Origin of the sequence: Streptomyces sp. NBC_00390 (assembly GCF_036057275.1) — a bacterium.
GTDB lineage: Bacteria > Actinomycetota > Actinomycetes > Streptomycetales > Streptomycetaceae > Streptomyces.
Map to the genome: position 1 here is coordinate 5,400,095 of NZ_CP107945.1, position 17,980 is coordinate 5,418,074.

At 68.2% G+C, this 17,980-nt stretch carries 7 protein-coding genes and 1 tRNA gene; 3 read left to right on the forward strand and 5 right to left on the reverse strand.

Annotated features, from left to right (window positions below; genetic code table 11):
- Nucleotides 1-62 precede the first annotated feature (62 nt).
- Entirely contained in the window at nucleotides 63-1,895 is a 1,833-nt protein-coding gene (locus OHS70_RS23805) for a putative bifunctional diguanylate cyclase/phosphodiesterase (RefSeq protein WP_328400290.1), read from the reverse strand.
- Between the two features lie 439 nt (nucleotides 1,896-2,334).
- On the opposite strand from OHS70_RS23805, the gene OHS70_RS23810 reads away from it, so the two are divergent.
- The gene (locus OHS70_RS23810) at nucleotides 2,335-3,564 is read left to right on the forward strand and encodes a M6 family metalloprotease domain-containing protein (RefSeq protein ID WP_328405858.1); all 1,230 of its coding nucleotides are present in this window, start codon (nucleotides 2,335-2,337) and stop codon (nucleotides 3,562-3,564) included.
- 110 nt (nucleotides 3,565-3,674) lie between these two features.
- On the opposite strand, the gene OHS70_RS23815 is transcribed toward OHS70_RS23810, so the two are convergent.
- From OHS70_RS23815 to OHS70_RS23830, 4 genes are all read right to left on the reverse strand, one after another.
- Nucleotides 3,675-3,748: transfer RNA gene (locus OHS70_RS23815), tRNA-Lys, on the reverse strand.
- Nucleotides 3,739-4,407: a hypothetical protein gene (locus tag OHS70_RS23820; RefSeq protein ID WP_328400292.1), complete on the reverse strand. Its 669-nt coding sequence runs from the start codon at nucleotides 4,405-4,407 to the stop codon at nucleotides 3,739-3,741. The genes OHS70_RS23815 and OHS70_RS23820 overlap by 10 nt, the downstream gene beginning before the upstream one ends.
- A 220-nt stretch (nucleotides 4,408-4,627) precedes the next feature.
- A complete protein-coding gene (locus OHS70_RS23825) occupies nucleotides 4,628-4,969 on the reverse strand; it encodes a hypothetical protein (RefSeq protein ID WP_328400294.1) in 342 nt (113 codons plus the stop codon).
- A 175-nt stretch (nucleotides 4,970-5,144) separates the two neighbouring features.
- Nucleotides 5,145-9,806 (reverse strand): FG-GAP-like repeat-containing protein, encoded by a 4,662-nt coding sequence (locus OHS70_RS23830; protein WP_328400296.1) that lies wholly within the window; start codon nucleotides 9,804-9,806, stop codon nucleotides 5,145-5,147.
- Nucleotides 9,807-10,406: 600 nt separating this feature from the next.
- Here OHS70_RS23830 and OHS70_RS23835 point away from each other — a divergent pair.
- On the forward strand, nucleotides 10,407-17,444 hold the full coding sequence (locus OHS70_RS23835; RefSeq protein WP_328400298.1) for an RHS repeat-associated core domain-containing protein: 7,038 nt from the start codon (nucleotides 10,407-10,409) through the stop codon (nucleotides 17,442-17,444).
- A 27-nt stretch (nucleotides 17,445-17,471) separates the two neighbouring features.
- Nucleotides 17,472-17,864: a hypothetical protein gene (locus OHS70_RS23840; protein WP_328400300.1), complete on the forward strand. Its 393-nt coding sequence runs from the start codon at nucleotides 17,472-17,474 to the stop codon at nucleotides 17,862-17,864.
- Nucleotides 17,865-17,980 lie beyond the last annotated feature (116 nt).

Genomic DNA, 17,980 nt, shown 5'->3' on the forward strand with positions numbered 1-17,980 from the left:
AAGTCCCTGCCGGCGGGGGCGGCCGGGGTGGCGGCCCGGTGGCGGCCGCCGGCGGCCGGTGCTCAGTGCGAGGTCGCCGCGTGGATCGCCTGCGGGCCCGCGCCCAGCATCTCCGCGATGCGCTCGGGGGGCACCGCTCGTGAGTACAGCCAGCCCTGGCCCGTGTCACAGCCGATGCTGCGCAGCCTCGAGGCCTGGCCCGAGGTCTCCACGCACTCCGCGGTGACCGTGAGGCCCAGCCGGTGCGCCAGGTCCACCAGCGCCTCGACGATGGTCTCGTCGGCGGGGTTGGCGTGCGCCTCGTCCTGGAATCCGCGGACAAACGTTCCGTCGAGCTTCAGTACGGATACCGGAAGCCGGCTCAGATAGGCGAGGTTCGAGTACCCGGTCCCGAAGTCGTCGATCGCGATGTGCACGCCCATGTCGCTGAGCGCCTGCAGGGCCTGCAACGGCCGGCCGGCCGACCCCATCACCGCGGACTCGGTGAGCTCCAACTGCAGCAGATACGGCGGCAGCCCCGTCTCGGCCAGGATCTCCGCGACATCCGCGACCAGGTCGGAGTCCCAGACCTGCCGTACGGCGACATTGACACTGACGAACAGCGGGGGCACGTCCGGGTGGTCCAGCTGCCACTGACGCGCCTGGCGGCACGCGGTCCGCAGCACCCACTGTCCGAGCTGGACGATCGAGCCGTCCTCCTCGGCGATCGCGACGAACCGATTCGGCGTGAGCGTGCCGAACTGCGGGTGATTCCAGCGCACCAGCGCCTCCACACCGCGCGTGACGCCGTCCGCGAGCCCCACCAGAGGCTGGTACTGCAGCTCGAACTCCCCGCGCTCGACGGCCGGCCGGAGCGTGGACGAGAGCGCCTGACGGGTCATGCGGTGCGCGTTGCGCTCGGGGTCGAAGAGGGTCCAGCGGGCCTTGCCGTCCTCCTTCGCCCAGTACAGCGTCGTGTCCGCGGCCTGCATCAGCCCCGTCGCGCTGGTCCCCGCCACCGCACGTTCCACCACCCCGATCGACGCCGAGACCGAGAGCCGCTGCCCGGACAGGTCGAACGGCTCCTGGAGCGCGGCCAGTACGGACCCGGCGAGATCGGCGAGCTGCTCGGTGCCGGTGGAGTCCTCGACCAGGATCGCGAACTCGTCCCCGCCGAGCCTGGCCACCAGATGACCGCCGCTGCGCCCGCAGCGGCTGCCCTCGGCGCAGGCTGCCAGCCGTGCCGCCACCTCGGCCAGCAGCCGGTCGCCGACCCGGTGGCCCAGGGTGTCGTTGACCGCCTTGAAACCGTCCAGGTCCAGGTAGCACAGCCCGATCCGGCCGGTGGAGCCCTGCGCGTACGCCGAGGACTCCAGCGCGGACGACAGCCGTTCGAAGAACAGCGTGCGATTGGGCAGCCGGGTCACCGGGTCGTGCATCTGCAGGTGACGCAGTCTGGCCTGCAGCTGTCTGCGGTCGCTGATGTCCGTGACGGCCAGCAGCACACTGCCGCCCTCGGCGACGGGGGTGACGCTGACCTCGGCCCACAGGGCCCGTCCGTCGGGGTGTTTGAGACGACGAGTGCAGCGGAAGCGGGAGCGGCTTCCGTGCAGCACTTCGCGGTACGCGTGCCAGGTGCGGGCGTCGGACGCGAGGTCGATGAGATCGGCCGCGTGCTGCCGGTGCAGCTCGGCCCGTTCCGTGCCCAGCAGCACGGCGAGCGCGTCGTTGGCGCTCACGACGACGCCTTCGTGGTCGATGACGGCCATCGCCAGCTGGGCCGTGTTGAACGCGGCCCGGTAGTCGCAGAGTTCGGCGGAGGTCAGGCCAGTGCCGTGACGCTCCGTGACCGACGGTCGGGCCCGGCGGGAGACTGCGACGCCCGCGGGCCCTGGTCCTTCGGAGGTTCCGCTCACCGCTCACTCCCGCAGTGCAGTTGTGTCGAACAGGGTCGTACAGATGTGGTCGGCGGATGGCCGACCCACACATCGGCGAAGAAATCCGGGAAGAACTCGGGGAAAGTGTGCCGATCATAGAGGCTGCCGCCGGAGCCCTTCCAGCTTCGCCGTCGTGGGGCAGGCCACTCGTGGGCGCTCATGACCAACGGACGATCGTTTCTGCACGGGTGTGAACCGGGGTCGACACCGTTCTGACCGAATGTGACGTTCAGTGAGCCATCGGAGTGTCGGCGCATACCGGCTCGATCTCGGGGCGGTGTCGGGCCGGTCACCCAGGTGGTGCAGCGCAGCAGGGCGTACCGCCATAAACCGGCACAGGGTGGTTGTGGTGTCCCGCATTCCCGAGCCGGAGGTCCATGTGGAGGGTCAGCAGCCGTCCGAGGGAACACCCGGGAGAGTGGAACGAGTGCGTCTTCGCAGCGCCGCAGCCGCACTCACCTCTCTGATGGCGTTCACCGCGACCTCCCTCGTCGCGGGCCCCGCGGTGGCCGACGCGACGGCCGGGCCCTGCGCGCTGCCCCGCACCTCCGCCCACCACTCCCTCGGCCTGGACACCTGGAACGGCTCCTACACGCGGCCGGACGCCACCCTCGACGCGGTCATGATCTTCCTGTCGTTCCCGGACTCCGCGCCGCTGAGCACGCCCGACGAGCTCGTCGGCGACCACTTCCCGGCCACCGGCGACTTCTTCCGGCGCGCTTCGTACGGCCGGTCCCAGCTGCGCGTGCACCCGCTCGGCGCGTGGCTGCAGATGCCGGAGTCGTCGACCGCGTACGGGATACAGCGTGACTGGGACCCCGGGCGGCGCGGCACCTATCTGCACGACGCCGTCACCGCCGCCGACCCGACGGTCGACTTCTCGGTGTACGACATCGTCTATCTGGTCGCCGACCCGGACGCCCCCGGTGTCGACTCCGACGCCACCAAGGTCGTCAACTTCGACCGGCCGATGAAGGCCGACGGCACCGACATCAAGCGGGTCGTCACGGTCTTCGAACGCCACCCGCCGGACCGGAACGTGCTCGCCCACGAGACCGGGCACGTCTTCGACCTGCCGGACCTCTACCACCGGCCCATGGACGGCAAGGGCGACTGGGACACCTACGTCGGCGACTGGGATGTGATGGGCAGCCAGTTCGGCCTGGCACCGGACCTGTTCGGCTGGCACAAGTGGAAGCTCGGCTGGCTCGGCGGTGACGAGGTGCGCTGCATCACCGGCGGGGGGCACGGCGGGAAGCTGGTCACCCTGGAGCCGCTGGCGGCGGCGCCCGTGCGCGGCACCAGTCTCGGTACGCGGCTCGTGGTCGTCCGGACCGGTGAGAGCACCGCCCTCGCCATCGAGGCGCGCGGCGCCACCGGCAACGACCAGGACACCTGCACCGAGGGCATTCTGCTCTACCGCGTCCAGGCCGAGGCAGGCTCGGGCGGCGGTCCGATCGAGGTGATCGACACCCATCCGGAGTCCGACGCGTGCTGGGACGAGTCGGTCTACCCGGCGCTCGCGGACGCGCCGCTGCGGGTGGGGGAGACGTACACGATGCCGGGAGAGCCGGGCGGGCGGATCCAGGTGGAGGTAGTGGACCGGGCGCGTACCGGCGCGTGGACGATCAGGATCGCGACGGCGTAGAGACGCGATCGCGCGGACATGCGGTGGCCCGGACACACGGTGGCGTGGACATACGAGTGCGCAGACATGCGAAAAGACCCCCCGCTCGCGCGAGAGGCCTTTTCCGTCTGTGCGCCGCCAGGGACTCGAACCCCGGACCCGCTGATTAAGAGTCAGCTGCTCTAACCAACTGAGCTAGCGGCGCCTGCTGACGTCGTAGACCTTAGCACCCTGATCGGCGGGAGGAAAAATCGATATGCGGACACTGCTGGAGGAGCCTGTGCGGGCGGCCCGCACGCACGCCCACAGCAGCACATCGGGGCCCGGCAGCCAGGGGTGCCGGGTGTCCGGGGCCACCACCCAGCGCGGCCCGGAACCCGCGCCCTCACCGGTGGCAGGGCTGGTCAGCGGCGGGATCGTGACGGCGTCCCCGGTGCCGTGGCACAGCAGCGGTGGCACGGCGTCCCCCCACTCCTCCCAGTCGAGCAGGGACGGCAGCCGCTGGGCGGTGCCGGGCGAGGCGAACAGCATCATGCGGCCGCGGTGCATCGCCACCGGCCCGGATCCGGGGCCCTCGGACCACAGCTGGTCCAGCATCCGGCGGCCGAAGATGTCGGGCACGTTCACGACGTCGAAGGCGGTGCCGCAGGGGAGCACCGCGGGGGAGGTGGGGGTGGTCTCCCACAGGGCCAGGGCGGAGCGGGGATACGCCTCCGAGGAGACGAGCCAGCCGGCTCCGGGTGCGGTGACCTCGGCCGCGTGATGACGGCTCTCCTCGCGCAGCAGGGCGAAGATGTCCGTCCGAGTCCGACGCTCCGGCTCGGAGGTGGCCAGCAGGGTTTCGTCTCGCAGCCATGCGCTCATGTCGACAACATCTACCCGGAGTAACCATTTGGTTTCCCCGGGTTGGACGAAACGAGGACAGGTCGGGCTTCGGGGGAGTATCTTGTCCGGTCATATGCCATGGGGGAGTGGTCCTGACCATTGACAGTGGCCGGTCGGCCCCCCGGTCCACAGCCATACCCGGATCAGCTCGGACCTGATCCGGAACCACAGCCGGACCGGCTGCAAGGGAGCGGTCGAGCTACGAGGGTGCGGTGCCGCGCAGCAGATCGCGGCCGAACTCGATCATCTTCTTGGCGTAGTCCTCTGACCAGCCCGCCCGCTCGCCGATGTCCTGTGGCGTCAGCCGGTCGAAGCGGCGCGGGTCCGCGAGCTGGGCGGCCGCGATCGCCTGGTACTCCACCGCCCGGTCCGTCGCCGCGCGGAACGCCAGCGTCAGTTCCGTGGCCCTGGACAGGAGCTCCCGGGGGTCCTCGATCGACTCCAGGTCGAAGAAGTGCTCAGGGTCGGCGGCAGCCTCCGACGGCTCGAACAGCAGCGGGGACGGCCGCAGCCTGCGCTCGGTCCGCTCGGGTTCCGCCATGTCCGTTCCTCCTCGCACCGTGGCCCGCGCTCCGGGGGCCGCCATCCATTGTCCCGCGCCTCGCAAGAGGGCCTCGCGGCCGGGGCCGTCCGGGGCATGAACCAGCCGCCCGGGCACCTTACGGTGCCCGGGCGGCTGTCAGCACGGATGTGTGGGATGCGTTACGCCGAACCGGTCACCAGGTGCCGGGTTCGGCGTGCCAGGACCGCTGCGGGTTCTCGAATCCGCCGTCTGCCCGGCCCGGGAAGGTGAAGGCCCGGGTGGCGCCGGTGGCGTAGTTGTACATGACCAGGACATCCGCCCGGCCGTCGCCGTCCGCGTCCCCGGTGACCGGAGTGCCGGAGCTGCTCGCGTACCAGCCGCCCGGCTGGGACTTCCAGCTCGTCAGCGGAGCGCCGAAGCCGCCGTCCGCCTTCGCGAGGAAGGTGTTCATCGAGGTCACGCCGTCGTCGTACCGGTACATCACCGCAGCGTCGGCGCGCTTGTCGCCGTTGTAGTCGCCGCTCGTGAGCTCGATCCGGTCCCGCTCCCAGGCGCCGGCGGCCGCGCTCCACGACTTGACAGGCTTGTCGAGGGTGCCGTCGGCCTTGGCGAGGAACGTCCACAGGGCCGCTTCGCCGTTGGCGTAGCCGTAGAAGGCGATCAGATCGGCACGGCCGTCGCCGTTGGAGTCACCCATCGTGTACCGGGCGTTCGTCGCCCACCAGTTGCCCTCGCCGGACATCCAGCCGCGGACGGGGTTGTCGAAACCGCCGTCGGCCCTGGCGAGGAACTTGTGGGCGCCTGTCTGGCCGTCGGAGTAGTCGTAGACGGCCGTCAGGTCGTCCTTCTTGTCGCCGTTGAGATCACCGGCCTGGATCGAGACGACCCGGTCCATGGACCAGCTGCCCTTGGGCAGCGCGGCGCTCTTGAGAGGCTTCATGCCGCCGCCCTTCTGGGTGATGAAGGACCACATCGCCACGGTCCCGTCCCCGTAGCCGTAGAACGCGGCGATGTCCGTGAGCCCGTCTCCGTTGAAGTCGCCCGAGGCCCACTTGGCCCGTGCGGCGTCGAAGCTGGCCCTCGCGCTCGTCCACACCTCCTTCGGCGGCCGGAACCCGCCGTCGCTCTCCGCGTCGAGGACATGGATGGCGGTGGAGGAGTTCCCGTAGTTGTAGACCGTGATCATGTCGCTGCGGCCGTCGCCGTTGACGTCGCCCGACAGGTCGGTGCGCAGGTGAGCCGTACGGTCGTCCGGCTTGTGCTCGGTGGTGACGCCACTGGTGCGGTTCCAGCGGATGTAGCCGTTCTCGAAGTCGGCCCGGACGCCGCCGGTCACCTCGTACTCGCCCGAGGTGGGGAAGCCGAGCCAGCTGTTCTCCGACTTGAGGGAGATCCACTTGGACTGGATGGCGTTGTGCACCGGCCAGGCGCCGGTCTGCTTGCTCCAGTAGATCGACGAGCTGTACGTGTCCTCGTCACGGAACTGGAAACGCTGGTACGCGCCGGCCTTGGGCGTGGTCGCCTTCTCGTCACCGGTGGGGTAGCCCATGAACCTGGGGCCGCCTAGCTGCCGGTACTTGGCGTAGATGGCGCCGTGGACCTCGTGTGCGCCGATCGGCTGCGTGTAGTAGATCGCGCTGGGCCTGCCCGCCTTGCTGAAGGTGTTGAAGCGGCCGACCCCGTCACTGGTGGGGCGCTCGTCCGCGGTCGGGTAGCCGAGGAGGCCGCCCTCCCGGCCCAGCTCGGTCCACTTGACCCAGATGGAGCCGTGGACCTCCCACGCACCGGTGTCCGGGCTCCAGTAGATCGACCGGTTGGCGGTGGTCGTCTTGGGAGCCGCGAAGTGCGTGTAGCGGCCGGTCTTGTCGGGCGCGGTCACGATGTCGGTGGTGGGGTAGCCGAAGCCGGCCGGCCCGCCGAGGGCCTTGTACTTGGCCAGGATCGGCCCGCACAGGCTGCGCTTGCCGGTGTCCTTCGACTCGAAGGTCTCGCAGGTGCCCCACGGCGTGCCGCCGGTGACGAGCGGGCGGGCGGCGCCGAAGGCGGAACCGTCCTTGAGCGCCTGGCCGGGGAACTCGACGGCGCTTCCTTCGGCGTTACGGGCCCAGAGATCCGCGAAGCCGTCGTTCTCGAAGTCGCCGTTGGTGGACAGGTGAGGGTAGGCAGCAGCCGTGAAGCCGGAGCCGATGGACGCCGATCGCACCGAAGTATCCGCGTACACGGTCAGGTCGGCGAAGGTGACATCGCCGTCGACCGGGTTCTTCCGGCTGGTGTACTGGTGGATCCTGCCGCTCTTGGCGTCACGGGCCCACAGCTCGGGCAGGCCGTCCTTGTTGAGGTCGCCGGGCGCGAGCAGGGTCATGTCCTGCCAGTCGGCGTTGCCCAGGGAGACGGGCGCGACCTCGTCGAGCAGCGTGCTGACCTGGGGGCCCAGGTACAGCCACAGCTCCCCGCCCGACTTGACCAACAGGTCGGGGGTGTCGTTGTCGTCGACCTTGCCGTCGCCGTTGTCGTCGCTGAGGCTGCCGATGGAGAGCACCTGGTCGGCGTTGCGCCAGTGGTTGTCCTCCTCGGTAGTGACGTTCAGCTCCCAGCGCTCGGTGTCCTCACCGCCGAGCTCGCCGTCACCGCGGTTGGCGTAGACCCAGAGCTCCTTGAACATCGGGTCCTCCTGGCCGGGGCGCAGGGCGACGAGGTCCTCGTAGTAGTCCTCGTTCCAGCTGCCGCGGTGGGTGATGGAGCTGTTCCCGAAGGAGGCCTCGTCGGCCTGCCGTCCCACGCCGAACTTGCCGTTGGCCTGGCCCGGGTGGATCCACAGCGCGTTGCTGCCCGGGTCGACGGTCCACAGGTCGACGGTGGTGTCGCCGTTGAGGTCACCGGGCTTGTCCCGTTCCGGTGCCCGGGTCGGGTAGAAGAGGTAGGTCCTGAGGTCCGAGCGGTTGCCGGCGGCGTCGAGGCTGCGGACGTACATGAACTGGGGGCCTGCGTTCAGCGGCTTGAAGGTCACCGGCTCCTTCGCGGGACCACCGGGCTTGGTGGCGTCCACGAAGTGTTCCTTGGTGTCCGAGTCGGTCCACCACACATAGCGCGTGACGTCGGTGACGCCGCCCGCCGTGAACATGAACTTGCCGTCCGTACGGGCCGGGTTGCCGTCCTTCTCGGCCGGGAACTCGTCCGAGGTGACACCCGGCAGCTTCGACGGCCGCGTCTTGTCGAGCGTGAAGGAGCACTTGCTGCCCCACGAGCCGCTGCCCGCCCCGTCGTGGACCCTGACGTTCCACCAGTAGGTGCCGGAGTTCAGCGTCTTGGCGTCGATACGGAGGCTGGCGACCGTGCCGCGGCTGAAGTCACGCCTCGCCTTGACCGGTGTGTCGTCCCCGGCCGGGGCGTAGTTGAACTCCACCGAGAGGTTCTTGTCCTCGGCATCGTTGACCTTTGCACGCAGCGTGACATAGTCCGTGGTGCCGAAGGTGCCGCCCGTGCAGGGGACGGACGGGTCGGTGGACTGGTCCTTCGGCCTGTCCGGGAGGGTGTTCAGATACGTCGAGACCCGCACCGAGTTGGGGTCGAACTTCCGCCAGGAAGTGTCGACCGCGCTGCTCTTGGAAGTCAGCACGAAGGCCCAGGAACCCCATTTGCCCTTGGCGGCCCTGCTGATCGCGGACGTCACGTCGAACTCGACGAGACCGGCGCTGTCGGCAGGGCAGTTACGGCCGCCGAAGGACTCGCCCGAGGAGTCGACGACGCTTCCCCAATCGGGCTGCCTGTTCCACGTGATGTTCGTGGGAAGGGATTTGCCGATGTCACGGACGAGGAGCTCGCCCGACTTGCACGACCACGAACCGGCGTGGGTCTGCTTGATCCGCAGCGTCGATTTGATGATCTGCTTGCCCCACACATTGCCGGTGGCGACCCGGAAATAGGTGTTGGCGCGTACGGTTCCGCCGCGCTGGGTGTCCTCGGCCACACCGACCCGGGCGAAATCGGAGATCGTTCCGCCGTTCCAGTAGACCGTGTCGTCGGAGCTGGGGTACGCGCTGTGCTTGTACGCGATCGACCAGGCGTTCTTCCACGCGTCCTTGGCCCACATCGGGTCGATGACGACGGGGTAGACGGTGTCCTGGCCTCGCAGCAGCTCTTTGTCCGGTCGCAGGGTGAGCGTCCGGTCCGTCAGACCGACGCCGATGGCGGCCTGACGGGAGCCCTCGGTCGCGCCATCGAGCGTTTCGGGCAGTGGACGGGGGTCGGTGTCCCCTGCGGCGGCGGACCGCGCCGACCGGGCCTTCGGGGACGCCGCAGCCTTCGCGGTCTTCGAGGCGCCGGCGACGGGACGCACGTCCTCGGATCCTGCCGAGTCCCACATCCGCGGCTGCGGAGCCGAGAAGACGGCCGTGCCGGTGGGGTCGAGGGCCTGGAGCTCGCCGTTCTCACCCGTCTTGACGTCGAGTCCCTTGTGCTCGATGCCGAAGGTGATGTTCTCGAGCTCGGGGTTCTTCGCGGCCTCCGCGTTCTTCACCACCAAGGCGTGGGAGAAGGAGTCCACGTCGGCCTTGGCGGTCAGGTCGACGCCGGGCAGCACGTTCGTGTACGTCGCCGTGTCGCCGGAGACCTTCGGCTCGGGGAGCTTGCCCGGCCAGGTCAGGGACAGCTCACGGCCGTCCCTGACCATCGTGGCGAAGGCCCCGTCGCCTCCGCCGGAGAGCGAGACGGACATTCCGGTTGCCTTGGGCGCGACCCGGCCGTCCTCCCTGACGGAAAGGTGCGGATCGACGGGTACCAGATTTCCGTTCTGCCGTACCCGGACCGGAATGAGCGCCCGGTCCACGGTGAATGTTCCGTCCGGGTTCGCGAACACCTCGTCGGTCTCGGTCCGCCGGGAAACAATTTCGACACGCTTTCCGGTCTCGGCGGCCTTCTTTGTGGCCTGATCGCCTTCCGCGCGCTGCTTTTCCGCAAGGCTCTGTGAGGAATCTGACCGGTTCGCTGATCCGGTTCGTTCCGCAGCGGTCGCGTCAAAAGATGGAAGGGTCACCATTCCTGCGGAAAGGGCGATCAGCAGGGCAGCCGATATCGCTCTTCTCCCGGTCCCCCCGGGGTCGTTGACGACCCCTCTCGGTGTACTGCTCATATGGATTCTTTCCCGCCCGTTTCTTTACGTGCAGTGGTCAATAGGCGCAGGGCGGCGCACGAACATGTCGGAGCGGAGCATTCCGCTTTTCCCCCGGATCGCGTCCCGTCGCTCAGTGTGACGAATGGCGAGCGCGCACCCCCTCCGTGCTTTCTAGCAGGCCCGACCGGACGTACGCGACCCCGCCCCATAACAGGTGGCCTCGTCGGAAAGTGTGAGAACCCGGTGGTAACTTTGTAACGACTGTTTTTGATTTACGGGGGATGGAGTGGGGAAATCTCTATGCCAAAACGGGGTGGGCACACCTATGTCCACAGACGAATACGTATGGCAATGCGCTGGTCACTGCCCGCGCTCGCCACGTCTCTGCTGCTGACCGGACTTCCGGCGATGACGCCGGACGCGCAGGCGGCCGGCGGCTCCCTGCCCGAGCTGCAGAAACTCGTGAATGTGCCGGGCAAACCGGCAAAGGGCGGCAAGGCCGGGACCGGCGCGAAGAACCGGATTCCGAAGCGCACTTGGAACGGCAATCCCGCGGTGGTCTGGCCGAAGGCCGGCGCCGCGGAAGTCACCGTTCCGGTCGAGGATGCCGCGCGGGTGAAGGCCGGCTCGCTGCCGGTGCGCCTGTCCGCCCCGGAGCGCGGACCGAAGGGCCGGAAGGCGCAGAGCCGGAACGCCCCGGTCGAGAAGCCTCAGCAGGTCACCGCCGAGGTCGAGCTGGCGGACCGTACGGCAGCGCAGAAGGCGGGCCTGGACGGCGTCCTGCTGAAGGTGCAGCGCACCGACAAGGCGTCCGGGCCGGCCCCGGTCTCGGTGGAGCTGGACTACAAGGGCTTCCGCAACGCCTATGGCGGCAACTGGGGTTCGCGCCTGACGTTCGTCGCCCTGCCCGCCTGTGCGCTGACCACGCCACAGAAGGCCGAGTGCCAGAAGCGTACGCCGGTGACCACGGCCAATGACCCGGCCAAGGGCACCGTGACGGCGACCGTGCAGGCGCCGCCGGCGGCTGCCACCGCGAAGGCCAAGGCGGCCGCCCCGGCGGCACGTGCGGCAGCGGCCGCCCCTCGCGCGATGGCGCTGGCCGCCACCGCCGCGCCGTCCGGTCCCACCGGTGACTACCGCGCCACCTCGCTGAGCCCGTCCGGCTCCTGGCAGGGCGGTGGCTCCTCGGGCGACTTCTCCTGGCAGTACCCGATGGAGATCCCCTCGTCGCTTGGCGGACCCGGCCCCAACCTGGGCCTGAGCTACTCCTCGTCCAGCGTCGACGGCCGGTCCTCGGCCTCCTCGCAGCAGGCCTCCTGGGTCGGCGACGGCTGGGACACGGGGGCGAACTACATCGAGCGCACCTACGTTCCCTGCTCCAACGACCGGAAGGAGGGCTCGGGTTACAACAACCCGAAGAACCCGACCGGTGACCTGTGCCAGGGCCCGCCGATGGTGACGCTGTCACTGAACGGCTCGTCCACCCAGCTCGTCCTGGACGACAAGGACAAGAAGTGGCGCCCGTCCAACGACGACGGCTCCCGTGTCGAGCTCCTCAAGGGCGCCGCCAACGGTGACACGGAGAAGGAGTACTGGCGCGTCACCACCATGCAGGGCGTGCAGTACTACTTCGGCAAGGAGCGGCTGACCGGCTGGGCGGACGGAAAGGCGGAGACCAACTCCACCTGGACCGTGCCGGTGTACGGCAACCACTCCGGCGAGCCGTGCCACAAGGCCGCGTACGCCGACTCGGTCTGCGACCAGGCCTGGCGCTGGAACCTCGACTACGCCGTGGACCCGCGCGGCAACGCGATGACGTACTGGTACGAGAAGGAGCGCAACCACTACGGCTCCAACGTCACCGAGATGGGCAAGTCCACCGCTCGCGGCTACGACCGCGGCGGCTGGCTCAAGCGCATCTCGTACGGTCTGCGGGACGACAACCTCTTCGCCGCGGCCCCGGCCCAGATCGTCTTCGACGTCGCCGAGCGCTGCCTGAAGACGTCCTCGTTCGACTGCGCCGAGTCCAAGCTGACCTCCGAGGCCAAGTGGGAGGTCACCCGCAACTGGCCCGATGTCCCGGCCGACCAGCTGTGCGCCGCGGGCAAGGAGTGCAAGGACCGCTATGCGCCGACGTTCTTCACCCGCAAGCGCCTCACCGCCGTCACCACGCAGATCCTCAAGGCGGGCAAGCACGAGCCCGTCGACACCTGGACGCTGAACCAGGACTTCAAGTCCACCGGTGACGGCGGCGTGGCCGGCGAGTACCCGCTCTGGCTCAACTCGGTCCAGCACACCGGAAAGAACGGCACCCCGGTCTCGCTGCCGCCGGTCGTCTTCGAGGGCAAGCAGCTCCCGAACCGCGTCGACAACGACGAGGACGGCAACCCGCCGTTCCTGCGCTGGCGCGTGGAGACCATTCAGACCGAGACCGGCGCCCGGATCGCGGTCAAGTACGCCCCGACCGAGTGCTCCACCGAGACGCCCAAGAAGCTGCCGGCCTCTCCGGAGACGAACACCCTGCGGTGCTACCCGGTCATCATCGAGGTCCCCGACCCGACGGACCCGACGGGCATCAAGAAGAAGTACTCGACCGACTGGTTCCACAAGCACCGCGTCGACCAGGTCCGTGAGGAGGACAAGAACGGCACCTCGCCGACCAAGGAGACCAACTTCCAGTACCTCGGCGCTCCGGCCTGGGCCTACGACGACGACAGCGAACTGCTGAGCGAGAAGGCCCGCACCTGGTCGCAGTGGCGTGGCTACGCGAAGGTCCGCACCCTCGTCGGTGTCGCACCGGACAAGCGCTCGCAGGTCGAGAACCTGTACTTCCGCGGCATGGACGGCGACAAGCAGTCCGCCAAGGCCGGTGACAAGCGCTCGGTGCAGATCGAGGACAGCGAGGGCGGCAAGGTCGCCGACCACCGCCTGTTCGCCGGTCAGGTCCGCGAATCGCTGTACTTCGACGGCGAGGGAGGCCCGCTCCAGTCGGCCACCCTGTACACGCCGCGGGTCGACGGTCCCACCGCCACCCGTAAGCGGGCCGACGGGGCCGAGCCCCTGCAGGCCTGGCGGGGCGGCACCGCCAAGGTCGCCTCCCGCACGGTCCTCTCGGACAACCGGGGCATGCGCCGTACGGCCGTGGAGCACGAGTACGACAGCCAGGGAAGGCTCTCGCACACCACGGACCGCGGCGACCTGGCCAAGCAGGGTGACGAGTCCTGCCTGCGCTACGAGTACACCGAGGAGTTCTCCGCCCAGAAGCGGGTCGAGAGCCTGACGAAGGCCTGTGACGCGAAGGACATCGCGCGTCCGGCGGACGTCGGCAGCGACAAGGTGATGCACTACGACGCCGTCGGCAACGTGGTGAAGGTCGAGTCGCTGTCGGACTACAAGGACGGCAAGCCCGTCTACAGGCTGGACGCGTCCCAGAAGTTCGACGCGTACGGCCGCCCCACGTCGTCGACGGATGTCTACGGCAACACCACCGGCACCGAGTACATCCCGGCGTCCGGAGCGCTCGTCACCAAGACGGTCACCACGAACGCCCTGGGCCACACGGACACGACCGAACTGGACCCGGCCCGCGGCCTCGCCCTCGCCAAGGAGGACGCGAACAAGCGGCGCAGCGTTCTGCAGTACGACGCACTGGGCCGGCTCGTGAAGTCGTGGTCGCCGGACCGTAATCCCGCGACCATGATTCCGGATGCGGAGTTCAGTTACACCGTCAGTCCCGACGGCCCGGTCGTCATCACCACCAAAAAGCTGCTGGAGAACGGGGGTTACCGCACCGGCTACGACATCTACGACGGTGCCCTGCGCCTGCGGCAGACCCAGCAGCCGGCCCTCGACGGCGGCCGTGTCATCACCGACACGTTCTACGACAGCCGTGGGCTGATCTGGAAGGAGAACGGGGCCCACTTCAACGACAAGGACCCGTCCCCGGGGCTGTGGACGTCGGACGACAACAAGGTTCCGGCCTCCACGCGCATGATGTACGACGGTCAGGGCCGTCCGGTCGCCTCGATCGCGCGCAAGTTCGGCGAGGAGACCTGGCGGACGACGACCACGTACGGCGGCGACTGGGTGGCGGTCGACCCGCCGAAGGGTGACACCCCGACCAAGTCGCTGGTCGACGCGCAGGGCCGCAAGACCCAGCTCCAGCAGTTCAAGGGCGACGGCCCGACCGGCGCCTTCGACAAGATCGACTACACCTACGAGCGCCGCGGCATGCTGGAGTCGGTCACCGACCAGTCCGGCAACAGGTGGTCGTACAAGTACGACCTGCGGGGGCGTCCGTACGAGGTCACGGACCCGGACAAGGGCACGTCGAAGACCACGTACGACAAGGGCGACCGCGTCCTCACGACCACGGACGGCCGTGACCCGGCGAAGACGATCGCCTACGAGTACGACAAGCTCGGGCGCGGCATCGCCACGTACGAGGGTGCGCTCACGGGCAGGAAGCTCACCGAGCAGGTCTTCGACAAGCTGCCCGGGGCGCTCGGCATGCCGGTCTCGGCGACCCGATACGAGGACGGCAACGCCTACACCCAGGCGGTCACCGGGTACGACACCGAATACCGCCCCCTCGGCACCAAGATCACCATCCCGGCCTCCGAGGGCAAGCTCGCCGGCGAGTACGAGTACACCAACACGTACACCAAAACGGTCGGTCTGCCGCAGACGGTGACGCATCCCGAGGTGGGCGGCCTGGCCCGCGAGCGGGTCACCGTCGGCTACAACGGCCTCGACCAGATCAACACGATGGCGGTCGCGGGCAAGGCGTTCGTGGCCAAGACCGAGTACTCGCCGCTCGGCGACTTCCTGCGCACCCGTGTCGGGCCTGCCGGCAAGCAGCTCATCACGAGCCGCGAGTTCGACGAGCAGACCCGCCGCCCGTTGCGGACCGTCCACGACCAGGAGGTCGGCGAGACCGGAACGAGCAGGATCAGCGATCTCCGCACGACCTATGACCAGGTCGGCAACATCCTGAAGATCACGGACGCCAAGGGACCCAACCCGACCGCGGCCACGACCGACACGCAGTGCTTCGCCTACGACTATCTGCGCCGTATGACGGACGCGTGGACGGCCACCGACGACTGCGCGGCCAAGCCGGGCGGCTCGGGACCCGGATCCGCGCCGAAGGTCGGCGGCCCGGAGGCGTACTGGTCGTCGTACACCTTCGACGCCGTCGGAAACCGCAAGACCGAGGTCGAGCACGACGTCGCCGGTGACGCGTCGAAGGACGTCACTCGCACGTACGCGTACGCCGACGACCCCTCGACCACCAGCAAGCTGGACAAGGTCCACACCAAGGGGCCCGAGGGCGAGCGCGAGGACCGCTTCGAGTACGACAAGGTCGGCAACACCACCAAGCGCACCGTCCAGGGCAACACCCAGGACCTCGAGTGGGACATCGAGGGACACCTGGAGAAGGTGACGGAAGGGACCGGGGACAAGGCCAAGACCACGGAGTACATCTACGACGCGGGCGGCAACCGGCTCATCCGCCGCGACCCGTCCGGCACCACGCTGTACCTGCCAGGTACGGAGGTGCAGCTCGACAAGGCCGGCAACGTCTCCAAGGGGACGCGCTACTACCAGCACCCCGCGGGCCCGTCCATGGTCCGCACCGCGCAGGCAGGCAAGATCAGCACGTCCTACCTGCTCGCCGACCACAACGGAACGGCGACCACGTCCGTCGACGCCGCCACCCAGGCGGTCACCCGGCGCACGTTCACCCCGTTCGGCGAGGCGCGCGGCGAGAAGCCGTCGATGTGGCCTGGTGAGAAGGGGTTCGTCGGCGGCACGATGGACGAGTCCACCGGGCTCACCCATCTCGGGGCGCGTGAGTACGACCCGGCGCTCGGACGGTTCATCTCGGTCGACCCGATGATGGACATGGCCGAGTCGCAGACGATGAACCCGTACGCGTACGCCAACAACAGCCCCGTCACCTTCAGCGACCCGTCGGGCCAGTTCTGGGGCATCTTCCGCGTCTTCACGTGGGCGATGAACCAGTACAAGAAGGCGATGGCATCGCTCTCCGGCGGCACCCCGCCGGCCCCGTCCAGGCCGACGCCCAGCGTCAGCAAGAAGGACGTGGAGCGCGCCAAGTGGCTGAAGCAGCAGAGCAAGATGGACATGGTCGCGCACGTGGCCAAGGAGGCGGTGAAGGAGGCCAGCGGCTACAACGACATCGTCGACTGTCTGGGCGGAGCCGTCGGCACCTGCGCGATGCTCGCCCTCGAAGCCGCGGTCCCGTTCGCGGGCAAGGCGAAGCGTCTGCTGAAGGCACTGGAGAAGGCCTGGAGCGCATACCGGAAGTGGGAGGACGAGGTCAAGTGGGCCACCGGCATCATCCGCCGGATGGACGACGACGCGGCGGCCATGGCCAAGTACACGGAGGACATGGCCAATTGGAAGAAACAGGCGGACGCGGCCAAGGCGGCGAAGAAAGCCAAGGCCGACGAAGCCGAAGCGGCGGCGGCCAAGAAGGCCGACAGCGATAGCGACGGCGGTGGAGGCGGCGACAGCGGCGCAGGCGAATCCTGCCGGGTCAACAGCTTCACACCCGAGACCAAGGTCCTGATGGCCGACGGCAAGTCCAAGGCCATCAAGGACATCAAGCCGGGCGACAAGGTCGTCGCGACGGATCCGAAGACCGGTGAGACGGCGGTCAAGGACGTCGCTGCCACCATCATCGGCAAGGGTTCCAAGAAGCTCGTCGAGGTCACCATCGACACCGATGGCGACAAGGGCGAGGCCACGGCGAAGGTCACGGCGACCGACGGACACCCGTTCTGGGTCCCGGAACTGCGTGAGTGGATCAAGGCGACGGACCTGAAGTCCGGGGCCTGGCTGCGCACCGGTGCCGGCACGAAGGTCCAGATCACCGCGGTCAAGCGCTGGACCCAGCAGGCGACGGTCCGCAACCTGACGGTCACGGACATCCACACGTACCACGTGGTGGTGGGGTCGGCTCCGGTCCTCGTTCACAACTGTGGCCCGGACAACAGGCCGGACTTCAATTCCGACTTGTCGGCAGGGGTTCACTACGCCAAGCATGTCAAGGGCGTCGATGTGCGGCTCAAGAGGGGGCGTCAGCGCGAGCCGCAGGCCGTAAAGATCAACATGCCCGAATTCAACATGCTTGGTGGTCGTAAGGCCTATCGTGAAGCGGCAAGGGACTTCATGAACGGTGAGGGTCCGGATGGCTCCATCAGTGTTCAAACGGCTAGCGGTGGAATACATAGATTCGACCCGGCCACCGGATACTATGGATACGCCAACAGTAGTGGGACGATATCTACCTTCTTCCGGCCGGATGATGGGCTCGACTACTTCCGTCGCTCGACAATGAAGTACAGGAAGTAGTCCTCGAAATGTGACTGGAGGTGAAACGTGCTGTTCCTTGACCGCTACGTGGAAATTCTTCGGAGTGCGGGACGGCGACATCCAGCCACCCCCCATCAGGCGCTCGAAGAATGGTCGGATTTCGTCGAATACTGCCGGGAAGGATACGGGTCGACCATCTTCGAATACTGGGATGACATCTCGATCCGCAGCTTCCTGCAGTCAATTGTCGATGACGTCGTGGTTCGGGAGACCTCGGAATCGGTATGGTTCCTTGCCGAGGTGTATCGAATCGATGAGCAGTTCAAGACGGTTCTGGCCGACGGATTCAACGTCACTGGAGGGCGCGGCTGGTGGGAGCGCAGAATTCCTCGGATTGGTGGTGAGGAATTGGCGCGGACCGTAAGTGAACAATACGGCTTCGAAATGGAAGTCGTGTGATGCGTCCCACGCATTGACGAATCTGGTTCATGAGCCCCGTTGGGTGATCCTGACGGGGCTCATGCCATTCTGGTTCGATCCACCCGGGCGGAGCCCCCTGGCGTTTGAGGAAGGAC